This is a genomic window from Streptomyces sp. NPDC043878 (assembly GCF_056435735.1).
The window spans coordinates 62,578-79,090 of the sequence record NZ_JBWKDW010000024.1 but is presented as its reverse complement, the minus strand read 5'-3'; the positions used below and the strand labels follow the sequence as shown (position 1 = coordinate 79,090).

Annotated in this window: 14 protein-coding genes; 8 read left to right on the top strand and 6 right to left on the bottom strand. The window is 74.0% G+C overall.

Going from position 1 to position 16,513, the window contains the following annotated elements:
- The first annotated feature begins 200 nt into the window (after positions 1 to 200).
- Genes AC07AZ_RS28970 through AC07AZ_RS28955 form a run of 4 tightly spaced genes read left to right on the top strand, consistent with a single transcriptional unit; the run spans position 201 to position 6,800 of the window.
- Entirely contained in the window at positions 201 to 3,719 is a 3,519-nt protein-coding gene (locus tag AC07AZ_RS28970; RefSeq protein WP_478852839.1) for an ATP-grasp domain-containing protein, read from the top strand.
- Positions 3,716 to 4,276, top strand: coding sequence for an NADPH-dependent FMN reductase (locus tag AC07AZ_RS28965; RefSeq protein WP_478852837.1), 561 nt, complete (start codon positions 3,716 to 3,718; stop codon positions 4,274 to 4,276). Before AC07AZ_RS28970 ends, AC07AZ_RS28965 begins: the two co-directional genes overlap by 4 nt.
- A 15-nt stretch (positions 4,277 to 4,291) precedes the next feature.
- Complete coding sequence (locus AC07AZ_RS28960) at positions 4,292 to 5,584, top strand: ATP-grasp domain-containing protein (protein ID WP_478852835.1); 1,293 nt, start codon at positions 4,292 to 4,294, stop codon at positions 5,582 to 5,584.
- Complete coding sequence (locus AC07AZ_RS28955) at positions 5,577 to 6,800, top strand: MFS transporter (RefSeq protein WP_478852833.1); 1,224 nt, start codon at positions 5,577 to 5,579, stop codon at positions 6,798 to 6,800. The genes AC07AZ_RS28960 and AC07AZ_RS28955 overlap by 8 nt, the downstream gene beginning before the upstream one ends.
- A gap of 412 nt (positions 6,801 to 7,212) precedes the next feature.
- Here AC07AZ_RS28955 and AC07AZ_RS28950 read toward each other — a convergent pair whose 3' ends face one another.
- The 3 genes from AC07AZ_RS28950 to AC07AZ_RS28940 all read right to left on the bottom strand — a co-directional run bounded on the left by AC07AZ_RS28950 (position 7,213) and on the right by AC07AZ_RS28940 (position 10,029).
- Positions 7,213 to 7,851, bottom strand: a complete 639-nt coding sequence (locus tag AC07AZ_RS28950) for a mycothiol-dependent nitroreductase Rv2466c family protein (protein WP_478852831.1) — start codon at positions 7,849 to 7,851, stop codon at positions 7,213 to 7,215.
- On the bottom strand, positions 7,838 to 8,218 hold the full coding sequence (locus AC07AZ_RS28945; RefSeq protein WP_478852829.1) for a hypothetical protein: 381 nt from the start codon (positions 8,216 to 8,218) through the stop codon (positions 7,838 to 7,840). Before AC07AZ_RS28945 ends, AC07AZ_RS28950 begins: the two co-directional genes overlap by 14 nt.
- A 758-nt stretch (positions 8,219 to 8,976) precedes the next feature.
- Entirely contained in the window at positions 8,977 to 10,029 is a 1,053-nt protein-coding gene (locus AC07AZ_RS28940) for an amidohydrolase family protein (protein WP_478852827.1), read from the bottom strand.
- 258 nt (positions 10,030 to 10,287) lie between these two features.
- Here AC07AZ_RS28940 and AC07AZ_RS28935 point away from each other — a divergent pair, with 258 nt between their 5' ends.
- A complete protein-coding gene (locus AC07AZ_RS28935) occupies positions 10,288 to 11,016 on the top strand; it encodes a TetR/AcrR family transcriptional regulator (protein ID WP_478852825.1) in 729 nt (242 codons plus the stop codon).
- Positions 11,017 to 11,229: 213 nt separating this feature from the next.
- Here the strand turns inward: AC07AZ_RS28935 and AC07AZ_RS28930 are convergent, their stop codons facing one another.
- Both AC07AZ_RS28930 and AC07AZ_RS28925 read right to left on the bottom strand, forming a co-directional pair.
- Positions 11,230 to 12,141, bottom strand: a complete 912-nt coding sequence (locus AC07AZ_RS28930; protein WP_478852823.1) for a hypothetical protein — start codon at positions 12,139 to 12,141, stop codon at positions 11,230 to 11,232.
- 4 nt (positions 12,142 to 12,145) lie between these two features.
- The gene (locus tag AC07AZ_RS28925) at positions 12,146 to 13,234 is read right to left on the bottom strand and encodes a C40 family peptidase (protein ID WP_478852820.1); all 1,089 of its coding nucleotides are present in this window, start codon (positions 13,232 to 13,234) and stop codon (positions 12,146 to 12,148) included.
- Positions 13,235 to 13,571: 337 nt separating this feature from the next.
- On the opposite strand from AC07AZ_RS28925, the gene AC07AZ_RS28920 reads away from it, so the two are divergent.
- Both AC07AZ_RS28920 and AC07AZ_RS28915 read left to right on the top strand, forming a co-directional pair.
- Complete coding sequence (locus AC07AZ_RS28920; protein ID WP_478852818.1) at positions 13,572 to 14,228, top strand: glyoxalase; 657 nt, start codon at positions 13,572 to 13,574, stop codon at positions 14,226 to 14,228.
- Between the two features lie 46 nt (positions 14,229 to 14,274).
- On the top strand, positions 14,275 to 14,760 hold the full coding sequence (locus AC07AZ_RS28915; RefSeq protein ID WP_478852816.1) for an iron chaperone: 486 nt from the start codon (positions 14,275 to 14,277) through the stop codon (positions 14,758 to 14,760).
- A gap of 98 nt (positions 14,761 to 14,858) precedes the next feature.
- On the opposite strand, the gene AC07AZ_RS28910 is transcribed toward AC07AZ_RS28915, so the two are convergent.
- A complete protein-coding gene (locus tag AC07AZ_RS28910; protein WP_478852814.1) occupies positions 14,859 to 15,299 on the bottom strand; it encodes a GNAT family N-acetyltransferase in 441 nt (146 codons plus the stop codon).
- 134 nt (positions 15,300 to 15,433) lie between these two features.
- Here AC07AZ_RS28910 and AC07AZ_RS28905 point away from each other — a divergent pair, with 134 nt between their 5' ends.
- The gene (locus AC07AZ_RS28905; protein ID WP_478852811.1) at positions 15,434 to 16,411 is read left to right on the top strand and encodes an NADPH:quinone reductase; all 978 of its coding nucleotides are present in this window, start codon (positions 15,434 to 15,436) and stop codon (positions 16,409 to 16,411) included.
- Positions 16,412 to 16,513: the final 102 nt, after the last annotated feature.

The window sequence follows — 16,513 nt, the reverse complement described above, 5'->3', positions numbered from 1 at the left end:
GTCGGCGTGTGGCGAGCGTCCGGCACGCAATCTGGCAACTTCCGGTATTCGGGCCGCCGGGTTGACCACAGGGCCCGTGGTCGTGCAATCGGCGCGCGGGGCGGGCTACTTGACCCATTACCGGCACGCTCCTTGAGGCGTCCGGCGTGGTGGGCGGACGCTGACGCGGAACGCAGGATGAGGCCAGGGAGCTGAGCGGCGTGCACATAGTTTTGGTCGAGACGACGTCCGTCCGCGGATTCGACATGGTCGCGGAGATGGCGGACTCGGGAATCGAGGTGAGCTTTGTCACCGCGAACCTGGACGCCTATCGGGGAAAGCCGGGATTCGAGCTGTCCTCGCGCGCCGCACGCATCCTGGAGGTTCCCCGGCTCGCCGCCGGCGATCTCGCGAGCCGGCTGCGCGGCCGGCTCGGTGTGAATCCGCCCGACGGGGTGATCTGCCGCGACGAGGTGTATCCGTTCGCCGTCGCCGAACTCGCCCGGGATCTGGGCGTGCCCCATGAATCGCCGGCCGCGGCGCGGATCCTCGGTGACAAGGCCGCCGTCCGCGCCCGCCTGGCCGAGCACGGTGTCGGCTCGCTGCGCTGGCGGGTGGCCGCCACCGAGGCCGAGGGGCTGGCGGCGGTGGAGGAGATCGGGCTGCCCGTGGTCGTGAAGCCCACCGCGGGCGGCTGGTCGGTGGGGGTGAGCATCGCCTGGAGCCGGGCGGACGCCGCCCGCGCCCTGTCCCAGGTCCTGGGTGCGTGCGACGGCCGTGACGGTGCGCCGCCGCGGGCGCTGGTCGAGGAGTACGCGGTGGGCCGGCACGTCAGCGCGGAGCTGCTGGTGCAGGGTGAGCGTGTCGTGCTGCTCGGGTTCGCCGCCCGGCTGCCCGCGCCGCCCGGCCAGGCCGCCGAGCTCGGCGGCCACTTCCCCGCCCGCATCGAGCAGGAGGCCTGCGCCCGCGCCTTCGTCCTGGACGTCGTCCGCGTGCTGGGCATCCGCTCGTCCGCCGTCCACGCCGAACTGCTGCTCACGCCGACCGGGCCGGAGCTGATCGAGATCAACGCCCGGGTCGCCGGGCATGTGGTGGCCCGTCAGATGTCTTTGGCGCTGGGGCGTTCCCTCACCCGCGACCTGGTGGCGCTGGCCGTCGGGGAGCGGGTGGAGGAGGCCGGGCCGCCCGAGACGGTCGTCGCCCTGCACCAGCTGTACAGCCCGGTGGCCGCGGTCGTGCGGGGCGGGAAGCCGGTGGACGCGCTGAGCCCGGAGGTCCTGGAGACCTACGTCGGTGTCGGCCCCGGCGACCGGGTGCCGGGCCTGCGCACCAACCATGACCGCTTCGGCTACGTACTGGCCCGCGGCCGCACCGGCGAAAAGGCCGCGCGGTCGGCCGCCGAGGCCGCCGGGCGCATCCTGCGGTCCCTGGAACTCGAAGCGGGGGCCGAAGCCGGGACGGCGGCGGAAGCCGGGGCGGTGGCGGCCGGGGCCGAGGCGGCGGGAGCCGAGGCCTCAGTGACCGGGGCCGAGGCCTCAGTGGCCGGGGCCGAGGCGGTGGCGGCCGTGGCCGAAGTGACGACGGCCGGACCCGGCGCGGCGGCGGGGCTCTCCCCCGAGGACGCCCCCTGCGGCGAGCATCTGCTGGTGCTGCTGGGCGGGGAGGATCCCGCCGAGCGGATCCTGGCGGCGCTGGGGGCGGTCTCCGCGCGCGTCAGCGTGGTGTGGACCGGCGGGGTCGAGGGGGAGCGGGAGGCGCGGGCGCTGTGGCGGCGGCACTACCGCGGAATGTGGCACAGCGCGTCCACCGGCTCCGGCATCCGGGCCGCGGCCCGGCTCGTGCACGCCGCCCGGCCGGTGCGCTCCTTGCTGAGCTTCTCCCCCTCCCCCGCCGCACAGCAGTTGCGGCAAGGCCCGCCACCGTCCACCGCCACTGCCGGCTGCCCGCCGCGCGGGCACACCGTCGTGGTGGCCGCACACGGCGGTGACGTCCGCGTCCTCACGGTCGTCGACGAGAGGGGCGATGCCCGCGTGTGCCCCTCGGGCCTGGACGCGCAGCCGCTCGCCGCGCTCACCGGTCGGGCCGCGCACGCGGTGCGCGAGGCCCGCCTCGACGGGGTGGTGCGCTGTCTGTTCCCCGCCGGCTCCCCCACCGGCGCGGCCCCGGTGCTGCTGCCCGGCCTGGACGCGGCGACCATCGACCTCCACGACGCCGTGCACACCCGCAGCCTGGTGGGCGCCGTCGCCGAAACAGCGCTGGGCCGCAGCCCGCGCGGCCGGGTGCGGGAGAGGGTCGCCGTGCAGCGCGCCCTGCCGGCACCCACCGGCCGGGCGCGGGTGACTGCCGCCCCCACCACCACCGAACTGGGCGGCCTGCCGGGCCTGTTCAGGGCGCAGGTGTTCACCGCGGCCGGCCACGTCCACGACGGCGCCGGACCGGCCGTATGGCTGCGGCACACCGTCGCCGCCGCCGACCGGGAACAGGCCGAGCGGGCCGCCGGACGTGTGGAGCGCTCGCTGGTGCTGCGCTCCGCATCCCAGTCCCGCACCCATGTCCTGCTGCTGGACCGGCTGGGGGCCGGCACCTGGAGCCTGCCGGACGGCGCGCCGGTCCTTGCCGCCGACCGCTTCCGGCTGAGCGTGCTGAGCTCCGCGGACACCGGCGGGCCGGCCGATGTGGTGGTCCGCACCGATCTGGGCGACGGCTTCGCGCTCGACCAGCTCGCCCTCGCCGTGCACGCGGCGCACCCCGTGCACCGGGTGGCCGCCCTGTCGGAGCGGCTGCTGGAGCCCGCCGCCCGGCTGCGGCAGCTGCTGGGCACCCCCGGTGAGGGGCCTGAGGAGGTGGAGCGCTTCGTGGACAAGGCCGTCATGAAGCGCATCGCCCGCCGCCACGGCATCCGCTGCGCCGACGGGCTGCTCGCGCACAGTCCCCAGGACGTGACCGGCCTGTTCGACCGCTACGGCAAGGTCGTCCTCAAACCGCGGGCCGCCTCCGGCTCCCAGGGCGTGGTGGTGCTGTCCTCGTGGCCGCGCCTCCAGCGCTGGCTGGCCGAGGAGTTCACCCCCGGCACGCATCTGTGCGAGGAGTTCGTCGACGCCCCGATGTGCCACATCGACGCCGTGGTCCGCGCGGGCGAACCGGTGTGGAACGTCTCCCTCTACGAACGCGACACCATGGCGCTGCGAGCGGGCCGGCCGCTGTCGTCGGCGACCGTGGCCGACCCGGCGGTCCGGGCGGCGGCCGGCCGGCTGCTGGCGCAGGTCGTGGACGCCTGGCAGGTACGCACCGGCGTGCTGCACCTGGAGGCGTTCGTGACCCCCGGCAGGATGACGTTCTGCGAGGTCGCCGCGCGTCCCGGCGGCGCCGGCGTCACCGAGGCGTTCCGGGCCACCAACGGCGTCGACCTGCGCCACGCCAAGATCCTCGCGGACGCCGGCGAGGACCCCCTGGCCGGGCGGCGCGAGCCCGTCGCCGCGTACGCCGGCTGGACGGTGCACTACTGCGGCGGCGGCCGGCTGCTGGAGTACGACGACTCGGCCGTCGCGCCGCTCGCCCACGCCCGCTCCGTGCACGCCCGCGTCGGCGACACCGTCCCCGCCTCGTCGTTCTCGGGCACCGGCGTCAGCACCCACGTCTTCGTCCACGACTCGCACGCCGAACTGACCCGGCTGCTGGCGCTGGCCGAGCACGGTGTACGCGTGGTCACCGGCCCGGCCGGCCGGCGGGCCACGTCATGATCCTCGGCATCCTCGGCAGCGCCGCCAAGAACTCGGTGAGCAGGCAGGTCCTGGCGCGCGCCGGTGAACGCCTCGGCCAAGCCGACGGCGGCGGCGGTTTCGAAGTGATCGATCTGGCCGTGGAGTTCCCCAAGGCGCACGCGCTGGAGGACTACGACCACCCGCCGCCCGGCAGCCAGACCGCGCTGCTGCGCGCCCGCGTCGCCGCCGCCGGCGCCGTCGTCCTCGCCACGCCCGTCTACCACGGCTCCTACAGCGCGCTGCTGAAGAACGCGCTGGACCACCTCACCGGCGACGCGCTGGCCGGCCGCCCGGTCGGCCTGATCGCCGCCGGCGGCGGACCGCGCGGCGCCGGCACCGCCTGCGACCAGCTGCGCACCGTCGTACGGGCGCTCAGCGGATGGGCCGCGCCCACCCATGTCGCCACCACCGCCGCCGACCTGGCCCCCGGAGCGCCGCTGCGCCTGCTGGAGCGCCGGCTCGACGTCCTCGCCGGCGAACTCCTGTCGTTTGTGACCTCCCGGACGTCCCCCGCGTCCTTCCCCGTCCTCAGCTGAAAGGCCTCACCCATCATGGGCTCCCATCTTCTGCTCCTCGCCGGGATCGGCGGTCACGCCCCTGCCGAGGCCCTCGACTCGCTCTCCACCGTCTGCGACAGCGTCAGCGTCGTGTACGTGAGCGCCTGGAACCCCTCCGACCAGCTCCGCGCCGACTTCGAACAGCGGGACCTGGGCGGTGAGTTCGTGGACGCCGGCGACCTGGACGCGGCCGTCACGGCGGCCGTCGCCCTGCACGGGCGCCGGCCGCTGGACGGCGTGGTGACCTACTCCGAACTGCTGCTGCGCCCCCAGGCCCGGATCGCCGACCGCCTGGGCCTGCCCGGCAACCCGCCCGAGGCGGTGGCCGTCGCGCAGTCCAAGGCCCGCCAGCGTCTGGTCTTCGCCGAACACGGCGTGCCCTGCCCCGGCTTCGAGATCATCACCAGCGAGCGGGACCTCGCGGCGGCGGCCGCCCGCGTCGGACTGCCCGGCGTGTTCAAACCGTCCCTGGGCGCCGGCAGTCAGGGCGTGCGGCTGGTGTCCACCTACGCGGAACTGATCCACTCCTTCACCGTCACGCGCGCCGAGAAGACCGCCTTCCTCCAGTCCGACGAGGCGTATCTGCTGGAGGAGCAGATGGCGCTGGAGGCCGACGGCGACAGCGGATACGCCGCCTACTGCAGCGTGGAGTCGCTGCTCAGCAACGGCAGCGCCCACCATCTGGCGATCTCCGACCGGCTGCCGCTGGAGCACGGCTACGTCGAGGAGGGCGTCGTCCTGCCCAGCCGGCTGGATTCGGCGGCCCAGGCGGCCGTCATCGACGTCGCCGACCAGGCGATCAGAGCGATCGGGCTGACCTGCGGCGCCGTACACACCGAGATCGCGCTGACCGGCGGCGGGCCGCGCGTCATCGAGGTCAACGCGCGCGCCGGCGGGCCGCTGCCCACCATGTTCAAGGCGGCCGCCGGCTACGACTACGCCGCCGAGATCGGCCGCAGCGCACTGGGCCGGCAGCCGGCCGCACCGCCCGCCTTCGACCAGGTCGCCCTGGTGCGGTTCCTGCCCATCCCGGCCGGTTCCTGGCGGGTGGCCGCCCAGACCCCTGCCGCGGAACTGCTGCGCGCCTTCCCCGAACTCGTCTACGTCTCCCCCCGCTTCCTGCCCGGACAGCGCGTCAGCCGCCAGCGCAGCATGCACCTGGCCAGCTTCATGGTCAAAGCCGGCGACCGGGCCGCGGCCCTGGCCGTCATGCGCCGGGTGGAAAGGGCCCTGGACATCCGGCTGGTGCCGGGTTTCGGGGCGACGACGGGGGCCGACCGTGACTGACTCCCCCCCTGCGGGCAGGGCGGCCGTGCCGGGGCTGCGCCGCTTCTACGCGGTCGGCCTGTGCGACGCGCTGGGTTTGGGCATGTATCTGTCGCTGTCGGTGCTGTTCTTCGCCCACGCCGCCGACCTGAGCAACCAGCAGGTCGGCGTCGTCCTCAGCACCTCGGGCGTGGCGTCCCTGCTGGGCGCCATGCCCATCGCGCGGACCGCGGAACGCTACGGGGTCCGGGCCGCGCTGGGCGCCCTGTTCACCATCCGCTGCGCCGCCTTCCTCGCGATGGCGGCCGTCTCCTCCTTCGGGCAGGCACTGGGCGCGGCGGCCGTGGCCGGGCTGCTCAGCCGCGGCATCGGCCCGCTGATCGAGTCCGGGGTGATCAGCCGGGCCGGCGACGCCCAGGCCGTGGGCACCCTGGCCAGGCTGCGGACCCTGCGCAACGCCGGCCTCGCCGCCGGCGCCCTGCCCACCGGCGCGGCGATCGCCGCCGGCGAGGCATGGGCCTACCGGACGGTGCTGGTGGCCTCCGCCGTGCTGTTCTTGTGCTGCGCGGTCATCTGCCGCGGCTTCCCCGCCTGCGCGGCCGCCGTCTCCGCCCGGCACGGCGGGCGCGCCCGCATCCTGCGCAACCGCGCCTTCCTCGCCATCACCGCCCTGTACGGGGCGTTCACCTTGTCGGCGCTGCTGCTGGGCATCGGCATGCCGCTGTGGATCGTGCAGCGCACCCAGGCGCCGTCGTGGACGGTGACACTGATCCAGCTGCTGAACACGGCGGTCGTGGTGGCGTTGCAGGTACGGCTGAGCAAGGGATCCGACCGGCTGACGCGGGCGAGGGCGCTGATGTGCCGCGGGGGTCTGCTGGCGGGACTCGGCGCGCTGGCGGTGCCGCTGACGGTGCTGGGCGGCGGCCGGCTGGACCTGCTGGTCGTGGTCGTGGCGGCGGTCCTGCTGTCGCTGGGCGAACTGCTGATCACCGCGGGCACCACCGGGGCGGCGCTGCTGCACATCCCCGAGGGCCACAAGACCAGCCATCTCGCCGCCCTCAACCTCGGCTTCGCGGTCACGACGGTCGTCGGGCCGCCGCTGATCAGCGTCAGCGTCGGCTTCAACTGGGCCTGGGCTGCCTGGGCGGCGTTCTTCGCCCTGCTGGGCCTGCTCGCCCTGCGCGTTCCCGAACCACCCCTGCGCACGGCGGGCAGGCCGGTGGCAGCCGTGGTGTGAGAACCGGGCCGGCCCACGGTGCCGGGGCGGGCCCACGGTGCCGGGGCGGCCCCACGGTGCCGGGGCGGCCCCACGGTGCCGGGGCGGCCCCACGGTGCCGGGGCGGGCTGCGATGACGTGGGGTGGCCTACGGTGTCGCGCGCCGGCCCGCATCACTGCGGGCGGGCGTTGTCGCGGGCCGGTCCCGGACGTGAGCGCAGCGCTCGTGCGTGCCTGCCGGCGGCCGGGTGCCTGGCCCGACCCCGGGTGCCTGGCCCGACCGCCGGGTGCCTGGCCGGCTGGTGAGGTGGCGCCGGCTGCGAGGGCGTGGCGGGCGACCGTGACGGCAGGCTCTGGGTCCGCGCTCCCGTGGGTGGGGAGACCGGGCCGGGCGGCGCGAGCCGGACCGGGCGACGCGAGCCGGACCGGGGTGTCAGTCGATGACGGGGCCCTGGGAGCGGGAGCGTTTGAGTTCGTAGAAGCCGGGGGTGGCCGCCAGCAGGAGCAGGCCGTCCCACAGCCGCAGTGCGTCCCGTCCGCGCGGGGCGGGGGTGACGACCGGGCCGAAGAAAGCCCTCCTCGTGCCGTCCGGGCCGGGCAGTGCGATCACCGGGGTGCCGACCTCCTGGCCGACCTGGTCGATGCCCTCCTGGTGGGAGGCGCGCAGTTCGCGGTCGTAGGTGTCCTGCTCGGCGCAGTCGATCAACTCCGGTGCCAGGCCCGTCTCCTGCAGCGCGCCCGTGATCGCCTCCCGGCCCGGGCCGAGGCCCTGGCGGTGGATGCGGGTGCCCAGCGCGGTGTAGAGGGGGCCGGTCACCTCCTCGCCGTATTTCTGCCGGGCGGCGGTCATCACCCGTACCGGCCCCCAGCCCTCGGTCAGCAGCCGGCGGTAGCGCTCGGGCAGGTCCTCGCGGCCCTCGTTGAGGACGGCCAGGCTCATCACGTGCCAGCGGATGTCCAGGGCGCGGTGTCCGGCGACCTCCAGCAGCCAGCGGGAGGTCATCCACGCCCACGGGCACACGGGGTCGACCCACAGATCGACCGGGGTGGGGGTGGGGTCAGTGGTGGGCACGGTCGTGTTCTCCTTCCGGGTGGGCGACCTGCTCCAGCAGGGCCAGGGCCCGTTGCCTGGCCGCGGTGGCGTCGTGGGCGGGCAGGTCGGCCACGGCGAGCAGGTGCGCGAGCAGGGCGGCGAGGCGGCCCCCGCCGGCGTGCGGCAGGGCTATGGCGCCCTCCCAGAGCACGGCGCGGATACGCTCCGCGGTCGGTTCGCCGTCCGCCGCCGACGCGTCGAGCAGTCGCCGCGCGCTCCAGCGCTCCAGCGGGCCGGGCAGCCAGGCCTCGCCGGCCACATCCCGGGCCAGGGCGGCTGTCAGCGTGTCGAGCCGGTCCACGGCCAGGGTGTCCTGCCCGCCCGGGGCAACGGTGGTGTCGCTCATGTGAGGGGTTTCCGCTTCCTTGTCGTACCTGCCCACGCGGGGATGCGTGCGCGCGGGCGCCGGGTCATGCGGCGTGTCCTCACGGTGGACGGGGCCGGTCGAGGCGCGGCCAAGGCGCGGCCAAGGCGGGCCAAGGCGCGGCCAAGGGCCGGTGAAGGCGCGGGTGTCGGGCGGGCAGGGTGATGGCCGGGGAAGCGTGGTGGCCGGGGGCCGGCCGCCCCGAGGGCGGCGAGTCCGGAGTCCGGCCGCGCTGTTTCGTGGACCTGCGCCGGCCACCTGCCGCACAGCGGCGACGAGCCGCCGACCCGGCCGGGGCGGGGGCTTACGACACGCCCCGAGCGGTGTAGCGCTCGGCGAGGCCGAGGGCGTGTGCCGATGGCCAGCCCCTTGAGGAGCCTCCACGCGGCGTACGCGGGCAGCCCATCGCCCCTGTGACGGCCAGGCTCGCCCCTCCTGGCCGGACCCGAGCGCGGCAGGCCGCCTCTGGGACACCCTCAACTGCTCTCCCCCTCTGCACCGACGACCTGCGGCCAGCCGGATTCACCACGATCGCAAGCCGCGGTGCCGGATCCATCGGGGGGTACTGACTCCTCCATGGAGAGGAACGGGGCCTGGCTGCCCTGGCCCCGGCCTGCCGTCCACCGGCCGACGCGGTCACCGTCGGCCGGCCGCCAAGGCTGCCCCGACCAGGCGGAAACCCGAAGTCACGGCTGAAGCAGTGGCACCGCGGCTAGGCCTGCCCCAGCCGGGTACCTTGGTCAGCGTTTGGCCGTGACGTGCCCGGTCAGCTTCTCCCAGTTGCCGGATCCGATCGCGGCCTTCTCCTCATGGCTGAACGGCGCCTGCTCGAGGAACGAGCGGGCGACCCCGTTGGAGGTGTCGAGGAAGGGGAATCCGCCAGGTCGGGTCCCGAATGTATAGGGGTAGTCGGTGGAGTACATCATGCGCTCCGTCCCGACGACCTCCGAGGTCCACCGCATGTAGCGCTCGCTGACCGTGCCGCTGCCGCACACCCAGAAGTTCTGCGTGAAGTAGTCGGCCAGCGGGCGTTCCAGCTTCGCGTTGTGCGCCATGATCCCGGTGTGGTCCAGGTAGAACAGGACGACCTCGCCCCAGTGGCCGGCGATCACCTGAAGCTCGGGGTGCCGGTCGAACACCCCGGAGAAGATCATCCGCAGGTACTGGATGCCCAGGTCGAAGTACCAGCCCAGCCCTGCCGTCGCGAGGCCCATGCCGGTGCTGCGCGCCAGCCCGACGCCGTCATCGAAGCCCGAGTAGTACGCGTCCAGAACCGGCTTCGTAGGGGTCTGCGGGTGGAAGTGCAGCGGGACTCCCAGTCGCGCGGCGGTCGCGTAGAGGTCGTCGAACTCCCCGGCGTCGGCGAGCTTGTCGCCGGTGCGCCCGTAGAGCATCGCGCCGGGGAACCCGAGCTGGGTGACCGCGCGCTCCAGTTCGGCCGCGGCGGCCTCGGGCGCCGCGGTGGGAATGGCGGCGAAGGCTTGGAAGCGGTCGGGCCGCCCGGCCACGATCTCGGCCAACGTGTCGTTGGCCTCGCGGGCTACGGAGACGGCGTCTGCGGCGCTGAGGTTCTGCACGCCCGGCGAGGCCAGGGACACGACCGCGACGTCGATGCCCTGGTCGTCCATATCGGCCAGGCGCTGCTCGCCGAAGTCCCGCAACCGCCGGGCGAAGGGCTCGTCGCCGAATCCGAGCTGCGGGATCTGCGGCACCCCAGCCTTGGCCCACGCGTCGAGCAGCGCGGGCAGGGCGATGTGTTCCTCGAGAGCCACAATCTTGATCTTGTCTGGCACTGCGTACTCCTGTTGTCAGTGATGTCTTTCGGGGCAAGCGCGTGCGGGCCCCGAACGGCCGATGCCCTTGGGTCCTGGGGCCTTGCCGAGACGACTCGCGGTACGTGCTGCCGCGTCTGCCGGTATTCGCCGAATCCGTCGTCCGGACTGCTCGCCGGCTCGGGTACCAAGCGGCACCCATTCGTGGATTCCATCGGAAACATCTAGACAGTATCATTGATACTGGCGATGATGTATCGAATCTCTTATCATTGATCCATGCCTCGAGGGACAAAGAACGACGTCACCCCCGCCCCCGGCGGGCGCGAGCTCACCCGCCGACGTGTGATCGAGGCCGCCGCGGACCTGCTCGCGCGCGAGGGCCGCGATGCGGTCACCACCCGTGCGGTCGCGGCGGCGGCCGGATTGCAGCCCCCGGCGATCTACCGCCACTTCGCCGACATGGACGAACTGCTCGATGCGGTGGCCGAGCACGGCTACGCCACGTTCCTGGCGGCCAAACACGCCGCTCCCAGCCCCACAGACCCGGTCGAGGACCTGCGCGCAGGCTGGGACCTCGCCGTCGAGTTCGGGCTCGCCAACCCCGCGCTGTACGCGATGATGTACGGCGAGCCCAGGCGCGGCACGACGTCTGCCGCTTTCCAGGCAGGCATGCAGATTCTGCTGGGCCGCATTCGCCGTCTCGCCGCCGCTGGTTGGCTACGCGTCGAGGAGCACCTCGCGGCCGCGATCATCCACGCGACCGCGCGCGGGGCCGTGCTTACCTGGTTGTCGATGCCCGACGATCAACGCGACCCGGCCCTGCTCATGTGCCTGCGAGAAGCCATGGTCGCCGCCGTCACCAACCAGAGGCCCGACGTGCAGGACCCGGGCCCGGCCGGTGCGGCCCGGGCCCTACGCGCTGCACTGCCCGAACAGACAACCCTGAGCAGCGCAGAGCAGCACCTGCTCAACGAATGGCTCGGCCGTCTCGCGGCCGGCCGGTAACCGGTACGCCACCGCGAGCCTGCGGGTCTTCTGGGAACATCAGTGATCAAGCCCTGGAAGATCGTGCAATTGAGTGCCAGTGCGGGTAGGAGCGGCAGCCACCTGCTCCGCCCGCGCGTTCAGCTTCGTACCCGGCCAGCCCGGCACTGCTTGGAGCATCCTCCAGGACCTGTTGGAACTGCGCCCTGTCACCAACCTCTGTGGACAGAACACCTAGGCGGACGGCCCGGTGGAGCGGCCGGGGCGGCGGGTGAAGCGGCGCAGGCCCCGTCGGGTGGGCTTCAGCGGTTTGTCCTCGGCCGACAGTGGTCCCCGGGCCGCGGTCAGGGCCGGTGTCTGCCCCGGGGCCGGCAGGGACCACCCGCCGTGTTCGAGCCGGCTGCGGACGGCCTTGGCCATCGCCTGGTGGGAGGCTTCCAGCAGGCCGTGCTCGGACAGTCGCTCCCACATGTGCAGCAGTTCCTGGCCCCGGGTGGTCACCTGGCTGCCGTCCGTCAGGCGCTGCCACGCCGCGGTGGCGCGGGCCACGTCGGGCGCCGCCCGGCCCAGGTCGGTGCGGCAGCGGATGCGGGCGACGGCCAGCGCGAGGGTCACCGACAGCGAGTAGTCGCCGCGCAGGTACGCCAGGTAGGCCTCGATCGACCGGGCTTCCAGGGCGAGTTCGTCCTTGGCTCCCCTGCGCAGTGTGAGGTGCTCGCGCAGTGCGCTGGCGAGGACGAACGCGGCGTGCAGTTCCTCGCGCTGCGCGTGCTGGATGATGCGCTCGACCCGGGCCAGCGGAGGGAACGCCCCCTCCTCCGCGGCGGTGCGCTCCGGGCCGGGCGGCAGGTCGTCCTCGTCGGCGATGGTCCGGCTGGAGCCGTCGGGATACACCCGCACGCGGGCCACCTGCTGTTCGGTGCGGTCGATGACGGTGGCCGCCACCGGCGCCCCCACGGTGCGGGCGAACATGGCGACGGCGTCGAGGATCGTCTCGTTCGCCGGGCGGGTGCCGCCCATGTCCAGCAGATGGCCGTTGACGACCGTCGAGCCGTCCTCGGCCACGTAGGCGTCCAGCCGGATCAGCGGCTGCGCGATACGCGCGGGCAGGTTGCCCGCGTCACCGGGTGTCAGCGAGTGGGGCATCGGTTCAGACTCCGGGTCGTACGACGCCGAGAATGGGCATGGAGGCGGCCGGCGCGATGGTGACCGTGCGGCCGGGCCGCGGGGCGTGGATGATCTGCCCGCCGCCGATGTACATGCCCACATGCGTGGCGTCACTGAAGTAGATGATCAGATCCCCGGGTTGTGCGGACGCCAGGGCCACCCGGGTCAGTCCCTGCCACTGTGCCTGCGAGGTGCGGGGTATGGGGTGCCCGGCCGCCGCCCACGCGGTGGAGGTGAGTCCCGAGCAGTCGTAGGAGGAGGGGCCCACCGCGCCCCACACGTACGGTTTGCCGATCTGTGCCCGCGCGAAGTCGACGGCCTGCGCGGCCGCTCCGCTCGCCTTCGTCCCGCCGCCGCCCGGGCCGGACGGGGCGGGCTTGGTGCCGCTCGTGTCGGGGCCCGTCCAGCGGGAGGTGGCCTGCTGCGCCTGCTTCTTCTCCAACTGGGCGAGTTTGCGGGCCTGTTCCTTCTTCAGCCCCGCCTCGATCTGCTCGGCCTCGGCGATCTTCTGCTCGATCTTCTGCTTCGCCTCGGCCTTGTCCGCGCGGCTTTTCCTCAGCTCCCGCAGTTCCCTGGCGGCCGAGTCGGTCTGCCGGCTCAGCTGCGCGCGGGCGGCTTTCTGCGTCTGGGAGACGTTGACCAGGCTCCGCAGGGCCTGGCGGGCCTGGGACGCCTCGTCCAGGGCCTGGTCGGGGTGGTCGCCGAGCAGCAACTGGATGCCGGTGGCGGCGAGATCGCCCCCGCGGTACTGCGTCCGGGCGGCCGCACCGGAGAGGTCGTGCAGATCGTCCACCCGCCGCTCGGCGCGGGACAGGCCCCGGCGCAGCGACGTCAGCCGCTTCTCCTGCCTGCTCGCCTTCTCGTCGGCGGCGTTGTAGGCCTCGGTGGCCACCTCCGCCTGGCGGTAGAGGCCGTCGAGTTGGGTGTGGACGGCCTCGATCGAGGTGTCGCCCTGCGGGCCGGGGTCGCCGGGAGCCGCGTAACTCGGCCCGGTCATCAGGGCGGTCGCTAAGACGAGGGTTGCTGTGGTGGCACGGCTGCGCAGCCGTCTGCCGCCGCTCGACACGTTCATCCGGCTCCAGTCTCAGAGGTCGTGTGCAGGCGGCCCGGACAGACGCGTTGCCCTACGCGGTCGCCAACGCGGCGCGTACGAAGATCCGTTCAAGCCTCGAACACACTACCTCCACCGCAACCGCCGGCCCCTTCCGCCCCGCACGTGTCAACCGGCGTTCAGCCTCCGTTGTCCCCGGACGGTGACCGGCGGGGGGTCGGGCGCGCGGGCGGGGGAAGCGAGCACGCCGCGCAGGCCGTGGCGGTGACCGTCCGCGGGTGGCCGGATCGATCAAGGTCTTGGAACCGGTCAGGAATCGAGAAGCGCCGGCCGCCGTACAGCCCCTAGCGTGAGAGGCATGGCAACCACCGCTTCCACCGCCACCGTGTCCCTCGCGTCCGTCACCCTGGAGGTGGCCGACCCCGGGGCCGCCCGCCGCTTCTACCGCGCCTTCGGCGTGGAGACGTACCTGCGCCTGCGGGCCCGCGAGGCGCCCTCCACCGGATTCCGCGGCTTCACGCTGGCGCTCACGGTGTCCGGGCCGGCCACCGTCGACGGCTTCGTCGGCGCCGCCGTGGACGCCGGTGCCACGGTGCTGAAGCCCGCCGCGAGGTCGCTGTGGGGTTACGGCGGTGTCGTCCGGGCCCCGGACGGGACGATCTGGAAGATCGCGACCTCGGCGAAGAAGGACACCGGCCCGGCCACCCGCGACATCGACGAGGTCGTCCTGCTGCTCGGCGTCGAGGACGTGAAGGCCACCAGGCAGTTCTACGCCGGCCGGGGCCTGAGCGTGGCCAGGAGCTTCGGCGGCAGGTACGCCGAGTTCGCCCCCGGCGACTCCAGCCCCCTCAAGCTGGCGCTGTACAAGCGCCGTGCCCTGGCCAGGGATCTCGGCGTCGCCGCCGACAGCGCCGGCTCCCACCGCGTCGTCCTCGGCAGCACTGCCGGCGCCTTCACCGATCCGGACGGCTTCGTCTGGGAAGCTGAGGCGGCCCTGGCCCCCACAGCGTCCTGACCCCGCCCCCTCGCCCCGTCCGACCCCGTACGAGAGGAAACCTGCGATGCCGTCCACGAAGTCGCCCGCCGAGGACTCCGGCACGAGCGCCGGGAAGTACGACGGGTTCACCGCCGAGGAGCGGGCCGCGATGAAGGAGCACGCGCGGGAGGAGAAGAAGGCGGCGGCGCGGCGCGGTTCGTCCCGGGCGGAGAAGGAGGCGGCGGCGGAGCGGGACGTCCTCGCGAAGATCGCCGAGATGCCGGAGGCGGACCGCGTCCTCGCCGAACGGATCCACGAGATCGTCAGGGCCGCCGCTCCGGACCTCGCGCCCAGGCTCTGGTACGGGATGCCCGCGTACGCCAGAGACGGCAAGGTCGTCTGCCACTTCCAGAGCGCGGAGAAGTTCAAGTCGCGGTACGCCACGCTCGGCTTCAGCGACCAGGCGGCACTCGACGACGGCGCCCTGTGGCCGACCGCCTACGCCGTGAAAGAACTGACCGCGGCCGACGAGGAACGCATCAGCGCGCTGGTCAGGAAGGCGGTGGGCTGAGACCGGCCGCGCCGCCGGCCACGGCCCCGGAGCCTTTCGGACCTGCCCTCCCGCCGCCCTCGCCCGCCGCCCTCGCCCGCCGCCCTCGCGGCATCCGGTCACCTGTCCTCGACGTCCAGCGCGAAGTGCAGGGCCGTGATACCGAGTCGGCGGGCGTGGTAGAAGCGGTGGGCGGCGAGGTTGGTGGTGCCGGAGTCGAGTTCGATGCGCCGGCAGCCGAGTGTTCGGGCACGCTCGCTCAGGTGGGTGAGCAGGGTGGTGCCGATGCCGGCCGAGCGGCGGGCGGGGTCGGTGACCAGGTCGTCGACGAACAGGATCCGGCCGCGGCTGGTGGCCAGGACGCGGTGGGTGGCCACCGCCACGCAGTGGCCGCCGGCGTCGTAGGCGGCGGTGAACACCAGGCCCTGCGCGTGCGCCTCGAAGGCGAACCGGTCGAAGCCGTCATCGGTGAGGGCGGGCCGCAGCGCGCGCAGCAGGGGCCGCAGGTGCGCCGACATCTGCGGGGCGTCGGGCCTCACGTCGGTCAGGGTGTAGGACACGGCCGGCAGCGTAAGCGCGTTTTCTGCTTGCGTGGGGCCGGAGTTGACACACGATGGGTCGACCTGACGGACCGTGGCCCGCGATCGGCGCCGGTCCGGCCGCAGGGCCCTGGGCGGTGCCAGACTCGGCGACCATGCGTGCCGCTTACATAACCCAGCTCGGCTCCCCCGACGTCATCGGTCACGGTGAACTGCCGCCGCCCGTGCCCGGTCCGCACGACGTGCTGGTCGACGTCGAGGTGAGCGCCGTCAACCATGTGGACACCTTCGTGCGGTCCGGAGCGTGGCGCACTCCGCTGGAGTTTCCCTTCGTCATCGGCCGTGACCTGGTCGGCACGGTGGCCGCGGCCGGCCCCGGGGCGACCGGCTTCAGGGCCGGTGACCGGGTGTGGTGCAACAGCCTGGGCCACGACGGCCGCCAGGGGGCGGCCGCCGAGCAGACGGTGGTGCCGGTGGACCGGCTCTACCACCTGCCCGAGGGGGTCGACCCGGTGGACGCGGTGGCGCTGGCCCATCCGGCCGCCACCGCGCACCTGGCGCTGTTCACCCACGGCAGGTTGCGGGCCGGTGAGAGCGTCGCGGTGCTCGGCGCGGGCGGCAACGTGGGCAGCGCGGCCGTGGTGATGGCGGCCCGGGCCGGCGCCCGGGTGATCGCCGTCGCCTCCGCCCGCGACGAGCCCTACGTACGGTCGCTGGGCGCCGACCACGTGATCGACTACCGCTCCCCCGACGTCGCCGGGCAGATCAGGGCCGCCGCCCCGGACGGCCTGGACGTCCATGTCGACACCTCCGGCCGCAACGACCTGGAGACGGCGGTGGACCTGCTGGCGAGCCGGGGCCGCATCGTCATCCTGGCCGGGCTGCGCTCCCGCCCGGTGCTGCCCGCGGGAGCGCTGTATCTGCGGGACCGCTCCGTGCACGGTTTCGCCATCTCGCACGCCGACACCGCCCAGCTCGCCGACGCCGCCCGGGGCATCAACGGGCTGCTGGCGGCGGGCCGGCTCGCCCCGCGCGCCACCGAGGTGCTGGCGCTGAGCGAGGCGGCCGTGGCGCACCGCCGGCTGGACGAGGGGAAGGTGCACGGCAAGCTCGTGCTGCGCGTGCGCGCCTGAAGGGGCCGGCCTGGGGGGGGGGGGGGGGGGGGGGGGGGGGGGGAGCGCGCCCGCCCCCCCCCCCCCCCCCCTTCCCCCCCCCCCCCCCCCCCCCCCCCCCCC